The following is a 15,926-nucleotide window of genomic DNA, read 5'->3' on the forward strand; positions in this document are numbered from 1 at the left end:
AATATACGTCTCATTGGCAAGCCCAAAGAGAAACGCAGCGAAAGGATCCAGCTTCTATGGTCGATCTCAGCGGCCGAACGGCCATTGTCACGGGAGGCGCCCGCGGCATCGGCGCCAGTCTTGCTCGCGGCCTCGCGAACGCGGGGGCGAAGCTTGTCTTGCTCGACCTGCGTGCCGATGTCGGTGAAGCGTTGGCGCGCGAAATCGGCGAGGCGTCCTGCCGCTTCATGGCCTGCGACGTGGCGGATTCCCCTGCGGTCGAGGGAGCCTTTCGTGAGGCCGACGCCTTCCTCGGTTCTCTCGACATCCTCATCTGCTCCGCTGGGCTGGACAAGCCTGGCTATGCCGCAGAGGATATACCCGTCGACGTCTTCGATCGTCTCATGAACGTTAACGCGCGCGGCACTTTTCTTGCGAATCAACAAGCTGCGCGGCGCATGAAAACCCAAAAAGGACGGGGCGGCGGCACCATGGTGAACTTGGCCTCCTTCGCGGGAATTCGCGGAATGCCCGAGCGGGCGGCCTATTCGGCGGCGAAGGGCGCGGTTCTTGCCTGGACCCGCGCTGCGGCGGGCAGCTGGGCGGAATTTGACATCACGGTCAACGCCCTTGCTCCGACGATGGCGACCGAGGCGGCAGAGCGTTATATCGACAGCCTGACGCCCGGTGATCGCCAGGCAATGGATGAGCAGCTTGATCGCGTGGTTCCGCTCGGCGGACGGCTCGGCGTGGTCGAGACGGACCTCCTGCCGCTCGTCCTGATGCTCTGCGGGCAGGGTGGCCGCTACATCACCGGGCAATGTTTTGCGGTCGACGGCGGACGCACGATGCTGGGTTCCTGATGGGATAGAGTGATCGCAATGGGCATCGGCGTCGGTTCCGACCGAGACGATCGCGCCACCCCGTGTTCGACGCATCGCTTGCGCCTTGCTGAAATGGGTCCGGCATCGCGCGCCGCTTCGGCACCGCGCGTCCGAGGTCGTGCGTCCGAGGTCGTGCGCTACGAAGCCCCAGGCGGGTTTGCCAATTCGCGGCGCGGGTCACCCGGCCGCCGCCACCTCTTGCAGGATTGGACGAATTTCACGGCTGAAGCCTTCCGGATCGTCGGAAGGGGCGAAATGGCTGAGACCGTCCAGAACCTTGAAGATCACCCCGGGGAAGCGGCGCGCCACAGCTTGCGGACCGCAATCGTCGTGCGCGAGACTGGGGTCATAGCTTCCGCTCAGGAGATAGACCTTGGCGTGCGCAGGATCGAACCGGTCCCCGTCGCGTCGGAAATCATGCTCATGCATGAAATAGTCATTGTCACCGGCATAGACGCCCGGAAAATTCGACCGGTAGATCCAGTAGCTTTCCTGCCGGTTCGCCTCGAGCGCAAGCGGACTGGTCGCGGCGTAGCAGGATGAGGCGTAGAGATTGTTCGAATGGCGCGGATTGCGGAAGCGGTCGTTCGAGAAATCTTTGGCGAAACGCATGTCGTGCCAGCCGTTTAGCGCAAGGAAGGCGCGGAACTTGCCGGGGTGGAAGGCGGCAAGGTCGAGCGCGAGCTGGCCGCCGACCGAACAGCCCATGAATGCGGGTCGGTCGAGGCCAAGCGATCCTGAGAAGGCGACGACCCAATCCATGAGTTGCTTCTGGCTCACGCGATACTGGTCGTGCCACCACTGCGTCCCTGTCGGAGGCAGCGACCGGCCGTGATAGGGCAGGTCATAGGCAATCATCGTGAAGTCGCGCTGCAGCACCGGATCGGCAAGAAGGTGCCGCCATTGGCGGCTATCGCCGCCCGCGGTATGCTGGAGCAGCAGGGGAACGGGTCCGGTCCCCGCTGTTTCATAGTAAATGCGAAAGTCGGTCCCGTCGACCGTTACCCAGCGATAGCGGCCGATCGGATCATCGGTATCGCGAAATGGCTCCGCATTCGTCGCCATGACCTTGAGAGGGCCGCGAAGCGCTTCGCCGAGGAGCAGATAGAGGCGCTCGATAGCCGGATGAAAAGGCGCGACGAAGCGTTCCAGATCGCCCTCGATCACGAGCCCGTTACGCTGTGCCATCGTCGCGCTCTCGAAACCCGGCGGCGGCGGATTCCTGGCCAGCCCTTCCCATACAGCGGGCGGGATGCGCAAAAGGATGTCGGGCGCGCTCGTCGCCTCCGCGACACCGGCGGCGATGCCATCGCGAACCGCAATCTCTATCCTCCTGTCGCCGTCGGTAAACTGTAGCGATCCTTCGTCCATGAAAGTGAGCGTGGCGCGGAGCCATGCGTCGTCGAGAACCAAGGAAGAGAAGCGGCAGATGTCGAGTTGTGCCATGCAATTTACCTTATGGGTGTGTGCGGATGTTCGTCCCGCAGCAGTTCGAACGCCGCGTCGAGATGCTCGGCCGTCGTTCCGCTGCCTGGCCGAGCCGACATCCGCATCGCGACGCCGAGCGCAGCCATCGCGTAAGCCGCGAGGTGGAAGGACTGGATTTCGCCGACGTCGAGCAGGGGATGGGCGACCAGCGTCGCGGCAATCGCGTCTTCCCACTTGCCCTGGCGGGCGCGGATGCCGCCGAGAAGAGCAGGCGACGACGTGGCCAGGCGCGACAACGCCGCTAGCCGCTCGCGATCGGGAGCCGACATATCGCCGTAGACGTCAAGTGCCCGGCGCAACACCGCCGGGGCCGAACCCGGCGAAGGATCCGCAGAGATGCGCGCGCATATCGCCTTGTTGTGTCCGTCCATCCAGCTGAGGACAACATCTTCCTTCGTCGGATAATGCCTGAAGAAAGTTCGCTGCGAACAACCGGCGATCGTCGCGATGGCTTGGGTGGTTACCGCATCATAGCCGCGGGTCTGGAACAGCTGCCACGCCGCGCGTTCCAGATGATCGCGCGCGTCGGTGCTGCCGACCGGCCGTCCGATGCCGCGCTCTGTCAAGGTGCCGTTGCTTCGGTCGGGGAGGTTCGCGGCCTGAAGAGCGCAGGCAGCGCATGATAACCGGCCACGCTTCCGAAACTCTCGTAGCGCTGTACGTGCTCGCGATCGACCTGATAGTCACCGATCCGCCCGAGAACCGTCTGGATCGCGACGCGAATCTCCATTTTTCCGAACAATGAACCCAAGCAGCGGTGGATGCCGGCGCTGAACGAGAGATGGCGGTTCGCGTTTGGGCGGTCGATCCAGAATTCGTCCGGTCGTTCGAACATCCGCGGGTCGCGGTTCGCCGCAGTCCAGAGCATCTTGATGCGGTCGCCCGGCCTGAGCTGCTGGCCGTGGATCTCGGTTTCCTTCACGACCGTACGATTCATCGAGTGACTGGGCGGCGTCAGGCGCAGAACCTCTTCCATTGCCGCCTCGAGCTTTCGCTGGTTGCCGCTGACGAGAGCACGCAGTTCCGGCTTTTCATCGAGAAGCATGAGCATATGGCAGATTGTCGTCGTCGCCGTGTCGAAGCCGCCGAAGATCAGCGCCGACAAGACGGCGACCGCCATCTCGTCGGTCATCGGTCGTCCCTTGACGCAGCCCTGCACCAGCGCACTGATCACGTCGTCCTGTGGCGCGGCGCGCCGTTTTTGCACGAGGTCGAGCATGAGCTGTTGGACATGCCGGATTTTGTCGATTGGATAGTCGGGGTGGTCGCGCGGCACCTGAGCGCCGTAAGCGGTGAGCGCGAAAGCCTTCCAGTCGTCGTCGGGCACCCCGGCAAGCTTCATGACGGTGCGGGCGGGAACAGGGATAGCGAAGTCACGAACGAAATCGATCGAGCCGCGCTCTGCAGCCGCATCGAGGGCTTCGTCGGCGAAGCCGCGGGCCGTCTCTTCCCATTTCCTGGCGTTTTGAAACGTCAGGAAGGGTGTCTCGATCTTACGGATCTCAAGACATTGCGGCGGATCCGATTCGCTCAGGGCGAACTGGAAGGGGTTGCGCGGGATCATGATGCCATGGCCGCCGTTGCCGGTCCCCGCGACGTCATTCTCCGACGAGAAGGTTTCCCAGTCGGAGGCAACACGGGTGCAGTCCTCGTAACGCGAGACGATCCAGAAGCCTCCGTAGGCCTCCGACCAGGCGATCGGACGGCTTTCGCGGAGGTCCTCACCGATGGCGCGCCAGTTCGCGGCATAATGCGGACTGAACTGGTCAAATTCAACGAGAGGCTTCATTCGGCGGGTCTTCCGTTTCTTGCTGCCGCAGCACCGAGCGCGGCCAAAATCGCGTTGACTTCCATGACATGCTCGGCGGTCTTCATGATGCGGTCCGAGATGTCCGGATCGGGAACGAGGAAGGCGGATGGCGCCCACGACCCATCCGCACCCTGACGATCGAGGAACCACTGACCCATGGTCTCGACGTCGCCGACGGGTCCTGCGCCTGCTCGCGCGAGAACGACGAGCGCAGATCCCCACCCGAATTTGCAAAGCTGCACCGACGCAAGATCTTCGAACTGGTCGCGCGTCCCGCGCCGGTTCATTTCGAGATAGGCCTCAGCGGTCTCCAGCGCCGACGCATCAGCCGACTGCATAGCGACACCCGCGAGAAAGGCGGCCGCGATACCCGGGGTATAATAGGCCTGACGCGGAGACTGGAACTCGCAAAGGCCGAGCCATTTGATCCTGTCGGTGGGATCGGTCACGAGCCGGGACCCGGCCCGGAAAGTGTAAAGGCGGTGCGGATAGTCGGGCTGATCGCGCAGCAGCGCATCAACCCATGCGCGCGCGCGCGCGGCAACCAATGTTCGACCGGTCACAAGGGCGGCGAACCCAACTTGGGCCGTCATCAGCAGGTCCTGCATGGCGACGCCGTCGGCGTCGGTCAGACCGGTGTCGACGCCCCCCGTTTCCAGGTGCATCATCGTCTCGAGCTTCGCCATGATCCGCCCGGCGACATCGTAGCGCTCAACGAGCCAGGCGCCGATCGCAAGGTGAGACAGTCCGTAAGCCGTCATCGTGCCCGAACCGAGCGCCGGCCCGTCGATAAACCCGCCATCGCCGCCGACCGCCTCGCGATCTGCCCACGCCACAACGCTCGACGCGAGTGCACCCTGGCCGGAAAGCGCGAGCGCCCAGGGCAGGCGACCCCAGCCGGGTTTGCGGTCCGATCCCGCAGGAACGCCTGAAGCAGAAACCTGTGCCGACAGCCAGGCAACGGCCCGGTCGCGCCCGGCAGCAAGGCGCTCCGCAAGATTGCCGGTCACGCCCGGTTTCCCAGAAGAAGGGCGGGAGAGCTTTCCGCCTCGCGCACGATTGCGATGCGCATCGACGCGCGATCCATGAAGCGTGCCTCGTCCTCGGCGAGGAGTGCGGCAACGTCGTCGCTGGCTGTTTCGCGGCGCCGTTCCGACCAGGGGCCTTCGCTGTCGAACCAGAATTCGGTGAGAACGTCGTAGCCGAACGCGCCCGAAGGCTCTTCCGCGACGAAATTTCGAACATATCGCGTGCAATGTTTCATCACGGATGCTGCGAGCGGCGCGTGGACCTGTTCATAATAGGCGCGGAACTCCTCGCGCGACGTGTCGGCTTTGCGCGACGCGAGCAAAATCAGTTTGACCACCGCAAGCTCCCATTGAACTATCTCTTTTAAGCGGGATGCCTGTCGGGGGAGTTTTTGTCAATGACTGACATTATGTTTTGGGTCGCTGACATGATGCGGGATCAAGGGCGCGGAGGCGCGCGACGTCGGGTCGCCAACGGAGGTGGGACCAGGTGAATTCTCGACCCTGGCAGCGCAGGTCCGCGCGCCTCGCCTCAGGATCTTCGCGGCGCCAGAGCAAGCGAATCCTTGAAGGGGATCGTGCGGTCGATCTCAATTTCTCGGGGCAGCCCCAATATCTTTTCTGCAATGATATTCCGCTGGATCTGGTCGGTGCCCCCGCCGATCGAATTCATATAAGCGTGGAGGGTCCTGAAATTGGCATCCTGCGCGTCGGCCTGTTCCGGGCCGTCGCAAAGCGCACTCGATCCAATGATGGCGCGCATCACCCGGGCATCGTTGTGAAGGATTCTCGACATCGCGAGCTTGCCGAGCGACATGAGCGGTGACACGCCGCCTGCGGCCGCAATCCGCTTCGCCCGGGCGGCGTTCCATTTGTTCAGACGCCGCCAGGCGATGGCCTGCGCAATGTCGCGCCGTATGCAGGGGTCGGCGAGGCGGTCATGGCGCCGCGCGAGGGCGATCAGGTCGGCGTGCCCGTCCTTGCCGCTGGCGCGCCGTTCGGCGGCTCCCTCGGCCATGATCAGGCGCTCATAGGCGAGAGCGGTGTTGATGACCCGCCAGCCATCGCCCTCATCCGACAGGAGATGGTCCGCCGGCACGAGCGCATTGTCGAGAAAGACCTCGTTGAAATGCGACTCGCCGTTGATCTGGTGAATCGGACGGATGTCGATGCCGGGTTGCTTCATCGGGATGATCAGAAAACTCAATCCCGCATGCTTGGGTACCTCCCAGTCGGTTCGCGCGAGCAGCAGCCCGTAATCCGCCTCCATCGCGCGCGAGGTCCAGACCTTCTGCCCGGCGACATGATATTGATCGCCGTCGCGCCGCGCGCGCGTCCGCACCGCGGCAAGGTCCGAACCCGCACCGGGCTCGCTGTACAAAAGGCAGGTGACGGCCGCCCCCGTGACGAGATCGTCGAGAAGCGCGGCCTTGAGTGTGGGCGTGCCATATTGCCGCACGGTGTTCGCGGCGATATTTGTCCGGTCCTGGCCGCTTCCCGGCGCGCCGGCTTGCTTGAACGCGCGTTCGACCTGCTTTGCGGTTTCGGTGTCGAGACCAAGGCCGCCTTCGCCGCTCGGCCACCCTGGCACGGCATAGCCCGCCTCGTGAACCATGCGGCGCCACCTGAGCCGGCCGTCATCGCCAGCATATGTGTCTTCGCGCCAGTTGTCGGCAAGCCAAAGGCGGACCTCGTCGAATATGCGTTCCTCGCTCATTGGCCAGCCTCCAGCAGCGTCAGAAAGGTCTCGCGCGCCCGGTCCGGCGCGCCAAGGAAAAGGGCGTCATGTTGCGCGCGGCGATAGTAAAGATGTGCCGGATGCTCCCAGGTGAAGCCGATGCCGCCGTGCAGCTGGATGGATTCCGCAGCGATGAGCCGCTGGGCGTCCGAAACGGTGAAGCTCGCCATGGCCACCGCCGCAGCCGCATCGCGCGCGCCGTCAGCGAGGCTTTCTGCCGCATGCAAAGCCGCGGTCTTTGCGGACTCCATTTCGACGAGAAGGTCGGCTGCGATATGTTTGAGTGCCTGGAAACCGCCAATCTGGCGGCCGAACTGGACGCGCGTCCCAAGATATTCGATCGTAAAAGCGAAGTTGCGTTCCGCAGCCCCGACCTGGCGTCCCGCGAGCGCCACGCGGCCGAGCGCGAGCGCCGCGTCAATGGCGTCGGAAGCGATATCGATCGCGATCGAAGGGACCCGGTCGAGATGTACGGCGGCAAGGCGCTGGGTTCGGTCGAAACTGGCGCAGGGCTCGACGCGAACGCCATCGGCCGGACGGACTTCATGCATCGTCCGCTCGGCGCCCCGACCCGCGACCACGAGAAACACATCGGCGACTTCGGCATCGCTCACAAAATGCGCTGTCCCGCTCAGGTGCGTTCCGGTCGCATCCGAAACGGCGGCGATGTCGAGATCCTCGCCGTCCCAGGCGCCGCCCGGTCCGGTCAGCATGGCCGTCGCGATCAGCGATCCGTCGGCGAGGCCGGGGAGCAGACGCGCTTTTGCGGCGTCGTCACGCGAGGCGACGATGAGCGCTGTCGCGAGGATCGCACTTGAGAAAAGCGGTCCAGGGAGCAGGGTCTTTCCGGCCTCCTCCATTATCAGGCCGGCCTCGCGCGGCCCGCCACCGAGGCCGCCGAAGGCTTCGGGCACCAACAGTCCGGTCAGGCCGAGACTGGCCAGTTCTGACCATAGCGCCGCATCATGTGCCGTGGCGGTTTCCATCGAATGGCGCACGAACGCCTCGTCGCAGCGGTCGCGGAGAAGCCGCTCGAAACTCTCGCGCATTGCTTCGCGAAGGCCGTCCTCTATATCAGTCATTATCGATCACCTATATACGGAACGGAAACGTCCGTAATTTAGTTCAAAGCGAAGCGCAATGGTCACCGGTCCGACGAGCGAAGCCAGCATATCCGCGCCAAGGGGTCGTCCGCGCGATCCCGAAACCGAGCGCCGCATCCTCGACATGGCGATGGCACTCTACGCCGCTGCAGGATGGTCCGGCCTCAGTTTCGATGTCATCGCGCGCGAAGCCGGCGTCGGCAAAAACGCGCTTTACCGGCGCTGGCGCAACAAGGAGGAGCTTTTGACGACGCTGCTCGCCGAGCGCTGGCTGGCGGTCGGCGATATCGACACCGGCAATCTTCGGGACGATCTCATCGCCTTTTGCATGATGCTCTTCGATCATTATGCTGGCACGCATGGCAATTTCGGTTTTCAGCTTCATCTCGATGTCATGCGGCATCCCGAAGTCGGTGCCTCGACGGCCGCCTATCGCGAGGGCGTGAAGCGGAGCGCGCGGCAGATGGTCCGCCATGCGATCGCGCGCGGCGAACTTCCCGCCAACGCCGCCCCGACGATGATCCTCGATATTCTCACCGGAAGCGTCATGAGCCATGTCGCCGCAACACCGCCCGAACTGCGCGACCGGATGACGGCGCAGGCCCCGCAATTCGTGCGCCAGCTCGTGGCGCTGCTGTTGAACGGGATCGCCGGCGCGCCGGGCATCGCTGGTCGGTAACCGGCCCGATACGCGAACCATCGGGCGTCACTCCACCGATGCCTGAAGGCGTTCCAAGGCGTGCAGATAGTCCTCTTTGAACTCCTGCACGATGGCGGCTGCCGACCGTTCCTGTTCGACGAGGCCGACCCCTTGCCCCACAAAATAGCTGAGAAGTGCATCCGCTTCGCGGTTGCCTGCGTCCGCCGCGGCTTCGATGCGCCGAAAGGCGGGGGTACTGATCATGCCCATGAAGGGCATGTCGAGCCTGCCTGGGCTGTCGGGGCCGTGCCAGGCGTCGAACCATTCGGACTTCAACTGCCGGCACGGCTTTCCCGTCCGATAAGGCGAGCGCACCGTATCGCGTGACGTCGCCGCGATCATCTTCGCCCGGAACGCCTTCGATGTTTCCGCCTCGGGAGAGGCAAGCCATACCGAGCCTGTCCAGGCCCCTGCGGCGCCCATCGCGACGCAGGCTGCCATCTGAGAACCGGTCATGATGCCGCCGGCAGCCAGTACGGGAGGCGCACCATGATCCGCGACCGCCCGGATGACTTCCGGCACGAGCACCAATGTCGTCACTTCGCCGCAATATCCGCCGGCCTCGGTTCCCTGCGCGATGATGAGATCGACTCCCGCCTGTGCTTGCCGAACAGCATGCTCCTTCGCGCCGACCAGGGCGCCGACCGCCACGCCAGCCAACCGGGCACGCCGGATCATCGCAGCGGGCGCAATGCCCAGCGCGTTGACGATCAGCCGGATCGGATGGCCGAAGGCCACATCGAGAAGGGCCTCGCCCATCTCCGGCGAAACCGATGGCATCTGGCGGTTCACGAGTTGCTCGCCTTCGACCGCGATGCCCGCGTTCGTGAGCAGGTTGCGCGCGAAATCAACATGCGAAGCTGGTATTTTCGCGACGATGGCCTCGGGGTCGAGGCCTGCACCGATACCGAGATGCTCAGGGATCAGGATGTCGACCCCATAGGGGCGACCATCGATATGCGCGTCGATCCAGCGCAATTCCTCGTCAAGCGATTCGGGCGTGAAGCTGCTTCCTCCGAGCACGCCGAACCCGCCGGCACGGCTGACAGCGACAACAACGTCGCGGCAATGGCTGAAAGCAAAGAGCGGAAACTCTGCCCCCACGAGGTCGCGAATCTGTCGGCTCATTTACGATACTCCTCCGTCCGTAATTATCGGGATATGGTTCGGCGCGCGGGCTGTCAAGGCAAAGGTGCAGTTCGTCATTGCGCTCTGCGAAAATAGAGTTATTTCTATTGTCATGAGCAACCGAGCTACCGTCGATCCCGAACTCGCGCCCGTGCTGGGCGTCTTTCCGAAGTTCGAACTCAGCGACCAGACGATCGGTGAGGTTCGCCGGATGCTTGGCCAGCCACGGCCAGACGCGCCCGCGCCGGCCATCGCACCGAGCGAGCATTTTGTTCCAGTCGGCGATGCCGCGCCTTCCGTGCGGCTTCTCGTCTTCGATCCACCGGGACGCCCGGCCGGCGGCGGAGCGCTCCTCCACATGCACGCCGGGGGCACCGTCATGGGGTCCGCCGATGTAAGCTCGATCGCCAATGCTGCACTCGCGCGCGATCTTGGCATAATTGTCGTGTCGGTCGACTATCGCCTCGCGCCCGAGGCGCCATATCCCGCACCACTCGACGATTGTTTCGCGGCCTATCGCTGGCTCCTTTCGGAAGCGGCAGAATTTGGCATCGATCCTGGCAGGATTGCGGTCGGCGGCGAGAGCGCGGGCGGACTGCTCGCGGCGGCATTGGCCTTGAGGGCCCGTGACAGCGGCGTTCCGCTACCCTGCCTGCAACTTCTTTCCTATCCGATGCTCGATCATCGGACCGGATCCGACGCTTTTCCCGGTGCCGAGGGGACGGGCGAACATATATGGACGCGGAGCGCGAACCGTTATGCCTGGAAGGCGCTTGCCGGCCCGCATGTCGCCGCCGACACTTTGCCTGCCTGGTTCTCGCCTGCCATCACCGAAAATCTCGAAGGCCTGCCGCGCACCTGGATCGGCGTGGGATCGATCGATCTCTTCTTCGACGAAAATCACGAATATGCACGCCGTCTTGCGGCCGCCGGCGTTGCCGTCGAACTGCAAAGCTATCCCGGCGCCTTCCATGCCTTCGACATGGTCGAGACAGCGGCGGTAACGCGCCGCTATCGAAGCGACATTCGCCGTATTCTCGGCGAAGCGACCGGCCCGCGCGCCTGAATGAAAATCTGGCGGCTGCCCGATCGGGCTCCGCTGTACTACTGGGAGACTTGCAGTGACCGAGGGCGTGACACGCGACTGGTTCGACCGCGACGGCACGATCGCTGTGCGCCTCGATGATACCGGCATTTTGACCATCAGACTGAACCGGCCCGAGCGGCTCAATGCCTTGACCAGACCGATGCTGAACGAGCTGGGAGACATTTTCGAGAAGGCCGGCGCTTCGCCGGCGGTGCGCGCCATCATTCTCACCGGGGAAGGGCGCGCCTTCTGCTCGGGCGCCGACGCGCAGAGCCTCGCCGACTCGGCGAAACAGGATGTCGAGCAACGACTGGCGGAACGTCCGCGGTTCACGCCCCGCATGGTCAATATCTGGAAGCCCTCGATCTGCGCGGTGAACGGGATATGCGCTGGTGCCGGCCTCCATTTCGTCGCCGACTTCGACATCATTATCGCCGGCGAGAGCGCGAGCTTCACTGACACGCACGTCAACGTCGGTCAGGTCACAGGCATGGAACCGGTGGGCCTCGCGCGTCGTATGCCGCTCGGTGCCGTGCTGCGTCTCGTGACCCTCGGCAAGGCCGAACGTCTCTCGGCTGCGAAGGCGCTCGAGCTCCATCTCGTTTCCGAAGTCTTGCCCGATAGTGAGTTGCTACCGCGCGCGCACGCGCTCGCCACCATCATCGCCGGCGTGTCGCCCGCTGCTGTCCAGCGCTCGCTCGAGGCGGTTTGGGAATCGTTCGAGCGCCCCCTCTCTGAAGGGTATGACCTCGGGTACGAAATGGTGATGCGGCACCGCGACCATCCCGACGCGGCCGAAGGGCCTGCAGCCTTTCTCGAAAAGCGGACGCCTAACTGGACGGCCTGACGCGCGGCGGCGCCAGCCGGTCCTAGGCCGCGGGAGCGGCAGGAACTTCCAGCACTCCCGCTGCGACCAGCGCGTCGCTTGCTGCCGCATCGAGTCCCAATATCTCGTTCGCGACCCAGAGGCTGTGCTCGCCGGGGACGGGCGCCGGCTCGACAAGGGGATCGTGCAGCCGTTCGGAGAGCCCGATCGAATTCTCCATGAGGAGCGGATGCGGCAGATGCGGATGGCGCACTTCGCGGAACGAACGGCGTGCGGCGAAAAACGCGAAATCGGGCATTTCCTGTACCCGGAGCATTTTCGCGGCAGGGACGCCGGCCGCCTGGAGCCGCGACATCGCTTCGTCGGGACTGCGCTTCGAGCACCAGCTGCTCACCGCCTGGTCGAGACGGTCGCGGTGTCCGATGCGGCCTGCGGCGGTTCGGAGATATCTGTCCTTCCCGAGGTCCGCACGGCCGATGACCTCAGTGAGGCGGAGCCAGTCGTCGGTATTGCGCACCGTGACGACGCACCATTCGTCATCCCCCTCGCAGGGATAGCACCCCCAAGGTGCGTCTGGCCTCACCGGATGCTCGATGCCAAGCGAAAGCGCTGCCACACGGTCGGACAATTGCGACGTGATCGCTTCCGCCTGCGCCATGTCGAGATGGCCCCCGCGCGCTGTCCGCATGCGGCGGATGAGCAGCGAAACCGCGCCGATCGCGAGAATGCGGCCGCATACATGATCGGGATAGGTCGTCATACTGTCGCTGATGTCCCCATCGGCATAGGACCACATCGCGCACAGGCCCGAGCTCGCGCGCACCAGCGGGCCATATCCGGCCCGGCCTTTCCAGGGGCCCGAGCCGCCATAGGCGGAACTTTCCCCCATCACGATCCCCGGATTTTCCTTCGAAAGGCGGCTGTAGTCGGCACCAAGCGATGTCAGCGTTCCCGGCTTGAAATTGGCGAGCACCACGTCGGCTTTTCGCGCCAGCGCAAAAAGCAGCTCGATGCCCTTTTCCTGTCGCAGGTCGAGGCCGAGGCCCTTCTTGTTGCGGTGGCCCATCGCGAAATTCGGCGAAACGATCCATCCCGCTTCCGACTGCCGTCCGCCATCGGGGAACGCCTTGTTCTCGATCTTGAGGGTCAGCGCGCCTTGGTCGGCAAGCAGCCGCGACTGTTCGGCGCCCGCGACAATGACACCAAAATCAAGGACGGTCAGGCCGCTGAGCGGACGTTCAGGGGTAATCGCCTCCGGCTCGGGCAAGAAGCGCTCGGCGGCGAGCCAGTCGACGTCGGCGTCGGCGACGACCGGCAGTCCGCGCGCACCCGCGCGCTTTCCATCGACCTCGATCATCCCGTTCGGAATTTCGACGCTTTTGCCATGGGGCGCATCGAAAACCGCGGTGGCCGCGCGCTGGCGCATCTGATCCGAACGAACCCATTCTGCAAGGCTGAGCACGGCCGCCAGCGGGACGCCATGGGCTGCACCGCCTTCTTCCAGTTCGGCGCGCGTCTTGTCGGCGAAAAAGGCCGCGATATCCTTGAGCAGCGTCGGCGACTTGAAGCGGACGTGGAGACGGTTGAAGTCGGGCGATGCGTAGCGCTCGGGGCGGCCCATCCACGCGAACATGCCCTGCCACTGGCGCGGCGCGAGGACGCAAATGCGCACGAGGCCGTCCTTGCAGCGCAACAACGGGTAGAGATGGCGACCTTCGGGGCGCCCGCGCGGCGCATCGATGGCCGTCTTACCGGCAAGAGCGCTTCCGCCCATCCCGAACCCTGGGTCGATCGACTGGGCTCCGGCCTCGACGATCGCGACATCGATCTGATCGCCGACCCCGGTGCGGAGACGGTGGAAATAGGAGAGCAAGGTGACCCACGCCGCCTGTATCCATGCGCATTCGAGCGTTATCCCGGCGGGCGGCGGAAGCGGTGCGCATCCGGGTATGCCCGAACGCGCGAGATTGCCGACAAGCGCATCCATCACGGTGCTGGAGAATTTCCAGTCCGAATAGCCGTTGTCCTTGCCGAACGGGGTAAGCGACACGACCACAATTTGCGGATTTTCGCTGCGGATGGAAGCGAGCGCGGCATCGTCAAGAAGCGGGGGCGCCGACATGTCGAGCCGGACCTCGATCAGAATGTCCGCGCTCCGCGCCAGACGCATGGCCGTTGCAAAGGCCGCTTCCCTATCGGTGACGATGCGCTTGCTGGCATCGCTCGGATTGACCGGCAAGGGCGCCGTGCTGCTCACGTCGGGGCGGACGAGCTTGATGACGTCGGCGCCGAGTTCGGCGAACAGACGCGTCACGGCGCCAGCCGCCCGCGGCGCAATCTCGACGATCCGGATTCCGCGGAGCGGCGCTTCCTCGTCCGTCAGTGTCGACTTGGCGTCCATATCAACCTCATTGTTCAAATTGTGCGTTGCCATCAGGCCGACGTGCGCTGTTCGGCCGAAGGGTCGGTCTCGGCGTTTGCGGCGCCGAAACGCAGATTGGGAAAGCCCGCCGCCTGTTCCTTCAGCAAGGCCTGCCGGTACATCGCGGGATTGATGCAGTTGACGATACCGCCCGTCTTGCCCTCGATATTTGTACCCGAATACCAGTTCTCGGTGGTGGCGAACACGGTTGGAGCCGCTATATCCGCGATCGTTTTCATCCATGTCCGCTCGGCCTCGGGGTCGGCTTCGACGGTCGTGATCCCGGCTGCCTCCATCCGCTCGATGATGGCGGCAACCGCGGCGACACACCATTCATTGCTCGCGACGACATTGCTGAAAGGACCCGGCGCGCCGGGTCCGTTGACCATGAGGAAGTTGGGAAAGCCGCTGACCGCAAGGCCGAGATAGGAGGCGGCACCGTCGCGCCAGCGATCGTTCAACGCCTCGCCGCCGCGGCCCCGGATGTCCATTGCGAGATAAGAGCCGGCCGCCGCGTCGAAGCCCGTCGCGAAGACGATCATGTCGAGCGCGATCTCGCGGCCTCCAAGCATGACGCCATCCTTCGTGATACGCTCGATCGGCGTCTCGCGAAGATCATAAGGCATCACCGTGTCGCGGTTGAATATCTCGTAAAAGCCCGTGTCAACCACAAGCCGCTTGCCGCCGAAGGCGAAATGCCGGGGTTCCATGACCCGCGCTTTCCCCGGATCCTTGATGATCTCCCGGACTTTCTCGCGCACGAAATCGCCGACGAGGCGATTGGTTGTCTCGTTCACGACGACATCGGAGAAGACGCGCATCAATTGGGCGCCGCCGAAACTCCAGTAGGTTTCCATGCGCTCGCGCTGTGCTTCGGGCGAGAACTCCGCGCCGGGCTTGCGAACGGTGATGATCGCGCGCGGAGCGAAGGCATCGCCCGACCCGCTGATAACGCCCGTACCCGTGTCGCTCCGGATCTCATCCTTTCGCGCATTCCACTCGGCATAATCCTCATCGGTCAGCGGCCGGTTGAACGCCGGGACGCTGAAATGGGGCGTGCGGACAAATATATGGAGCTCGCTCGCACGGCTCGCCGCTGCCGTCATGAACTGCGTACCCGACGACCCGTTCCCCACCACGCCGATCCGTTTTCCATCGAGCGCAACGCCCTCCGGCCAGCGCGCCGTGTGATAGGTCTCGCCGAGAAATTCGCCGATGCCCTCGATATCGGGCCATACGACCTTGGTGAGCGGGCCCGGCGCCATCACAAGATAGCGGCAGGAAAGCGTGTCGCCGCCCTCGATCTCAACGCGCCAGCAGGTCGCCGCCTCGTCATATGTCGCGCTGCGGACCCAGCTGTCGAAGCGGATCAGCTGGCGCACGTCCCACAGATCGACTGCGAAACCGATGTAGCGCTGGATTTCGGCCTGAGCAGGATAGCGCTCGCTCCAACGCCACTTCGCGTCGAGGTCGGGGCAGATGCTGTAGGAATAGAGCAGGCTCTCGACGTCGCAGCGCGCGCCGGGATAGACGTTCCAGTACCAGGCGCCGCCGACGTCGGAGCCGCCCTCGATCCCGATGGCGGACAGCCCTCTCTTCTGGAGCTCGTGGAGCATATGGACACCGCCGAAGCCCGCGCCCACCACAATCGCATCGTGGATGATTCCGTGCACTCTAAGATCGTCCATCTTTCCTCTTCCGCTTTGTCCGGAGGAATTCGACCAACCGGATTA

General features: G+C 64.2%; 14 protein-coding genes. 4 read left to right on the top strand and 10 right to left on the bottom strand.

From position 1 onward, the window contains the following. The first annotated feature begins 56 nt into the window (after window positions 1–56). On the top strand, window positions 57–842 hold the full coding sequence (locus ACREBX_RS12830) for an SDR family NAD(P)-dependent oxidoreductase (RefSeq protein ID WP_431562128.1): 786 nt from the start codon (window positions 57–59) through the stop codon (window positions 840–842). Between the two features lie 198 nt (window positions 843–1,040). On the opposite strand, the gene ACREBX_RS12835 is transcribed toward ACREBX_RS12830, so the two are convergent. The 7 genes from ACREBX_RS12835 to ACREBX_RS12865 form a co-directional block, all read right to left on the bottom strand. Continuing rightward, on the bottom strand, window positions 1,041–2,309 hold the full coding sequence (locus ACREBX_RS12835) for an alpha/beta fold hydrolase (protein ID WP_431562129.1): 1,269 nt from the start codon (window positions 2,307–2,309) through the stop codon (window positions 1,041–1,043). A gap of 5 nt (window positions 2,310–2,314) precedes the next feature. Continuing rightward, window positions 2,315–2,917, bottom strand: coding sequence for a TetR/AcrR family transcriptional regulator (locus tag ACREBX_RS12840; protein ID WP_431562130.1), 603 nt, complete (start codon window positions 2,915–2,917; stop codon window positions 2,315–2,317). Then, on the bottom strand, window positions 2,914–4,140 hold the full coding sequence (locus tag ACREBX_RS12845) for a cytochrome P450 (protein ID WP_431562131.1): 1,227 nt from the start codon (window positions 4,138–4,140) through the stop codon (window positions 2,914–2,916). The genes ACREBX_RS12840 and ACREBX_RS12845 overlap by 4 nt, the downstream gene beginning before the upstream one ends. After that, window positions 4,137–5,171 carry a hypothetical protein gene (locus ACREBX_RS12850; protein WP_431562132.1) on the bottom strand — a complete coding sequence of 345 codons (1,035 nt, stop codon included), beginning with the start codon at window positions 5,169–5,171 and terminating at the stop codon, window positions 4,137–4,139. The genes ACREBX_RS12845 and ACREBX_RS12850 overlap by 4 nt, the downstream gene beginning before the upstream one ends. Further along, on the bottom strand, window positions 5,168–5,527 hold the full coding sequence (locus ACREBX_RS12855; RefSeq protein WP_431562133.1) for an EthD domain-containing protein: 360 nt from the start codon (window positions 5,525–5,527) through the stop codon (window positions 5,168–5,170). The genes ACREBX_RS12850 and ACREBX_RS12855 overlap by 4 nt, the downstream gene beginning before the upstream one ends. A gap of 194 nt (window positions 5,528–5,721) precedes the next feature. Then, a complete protein-coding gene (locus ACREBX_RS12860) occupies window positions 5,722–6,906 on the bottom strand; it encodes an acyl-CoA dehydrogenase family protein (RefSeq protein ID WP_431562134.1) in 1,185 nt (394 codons plus the stop codon). Further along, complete coding sequence (locus tag ACREBX_RS12865; protein ID WP_431562135.1) at window positions 6,903–8,009, bottom strand: acyl-CoA dehydrogenase family protein; 1,107 nt, start codon at window positions 8,007–8,009, stop codon at window positions 6,903–6,905. The genes ACREBX_RS12860 and ACREBX_RS12865 overlap by 4 nt, the downstream gene beginning before the upstream one ends. A 58-nt stretch (window positions 8,010–8,067) precedes the next feature. Here ACREBX_RS12865 and ACREBX_RS12870 point away from each other — a divergent pair, with 58 nt between their 5' ends. After that, window positions 8,068–8,709: a TetR/AcrR family transcriptional regulator gene (locus tag ACREBX_RS12870; RefSeq protein WP_431562136.1), complete on the top strand. Its 642-nt coding sequence runs from the start codon at window positions 8,068–8,070 to the stop codon at window positions 8,707–8,709. 27 nt (window positions 8,710–8,736) lie between these two features. On the opposite strand, the gene ACREBX_RS12875 is transcribed toward ACREBX_RS12870, so the two are convergent. Next, a complete protein-coding gene (locus tag ACREBX_RS12875) occupies window positions 8,737–9,858 on the bottom strand; it encodes an NAD(P)H-dependent flavin oxidoreductase (protein WP_431562137.1) in 1,122 nt (373 codons plus the stop codon). A gap of 112 nt (window positions 9,859–9,970) precedes the next feature. Here ACREBX_RS12875 and ACREBX_RS12880 point away from each other — a divergent pair, with 112 nt between their 5' ends. After that, a complete protein-coding gene (locus ACREBX_RS12880; protein WP_431562138.1) occupies window positions 9,971–10,924 on the top strand; it encodes an alpha/beta hydrolase in 954 nt (317 codons plus the stop codon). Window positions 10,925–10,979: 55 nt separating this feature from the next. Continuing rightward, the gene (locus ACREBX_RS12885; RefSeq protein WP_431562139.1) at window positions 10,980–11,792 is read left to right on the top strand and encodes an enoyl-CoA hydratase/isomerase family protein; all 813 of its coding nucleotides are present in this window, start codon (window positions 10,980–10,982) and stop codon (window positions 11,790–11,792) included. 22 nt (window positions 11,793–11,814) lie between these two features. On the opposite strand, the gene ACREBX_RS12890 is transcribed toward ACREBX_RS12885, so the two are convergent. Beyond that, window positions 11,815–14,172, bottom strand: coding sequence for a CoA transferase (locus ACREBX_RS12890; RefSeq protein ID WP_431562140.1), 2,358 nt, complete (start codon window positions 14,170–14,172; stop codon window positions 11,815–11,817). Between the two features lie 32 nt (window positions 14,173–14,204). Then, window positions 14,205–15,881 (bottom strand): flavin-containing monooxygenase, encoded by a 1,677-nt coding sequence (locus tag ACREBX_RS12895; RefSeq protein WP_431562141.1) that lies wholly within the window; start codon window positions 15,879–15,881, stop codon window positions 14,205–14,207. Window positions 15,882–15,926: the final 45 nt, after the last annotated feature.

Origin of the sequence: Sphingopyxis sp. (assembly GCF_050725655.1) — a bacterium.
Taxonomy (GTDB): domain Bacteria; phylum Pseudomonadota; class Alphaproteobacteria; order Sphingomonadales; family Sphingomonadaceae; genus Sphingopyxis.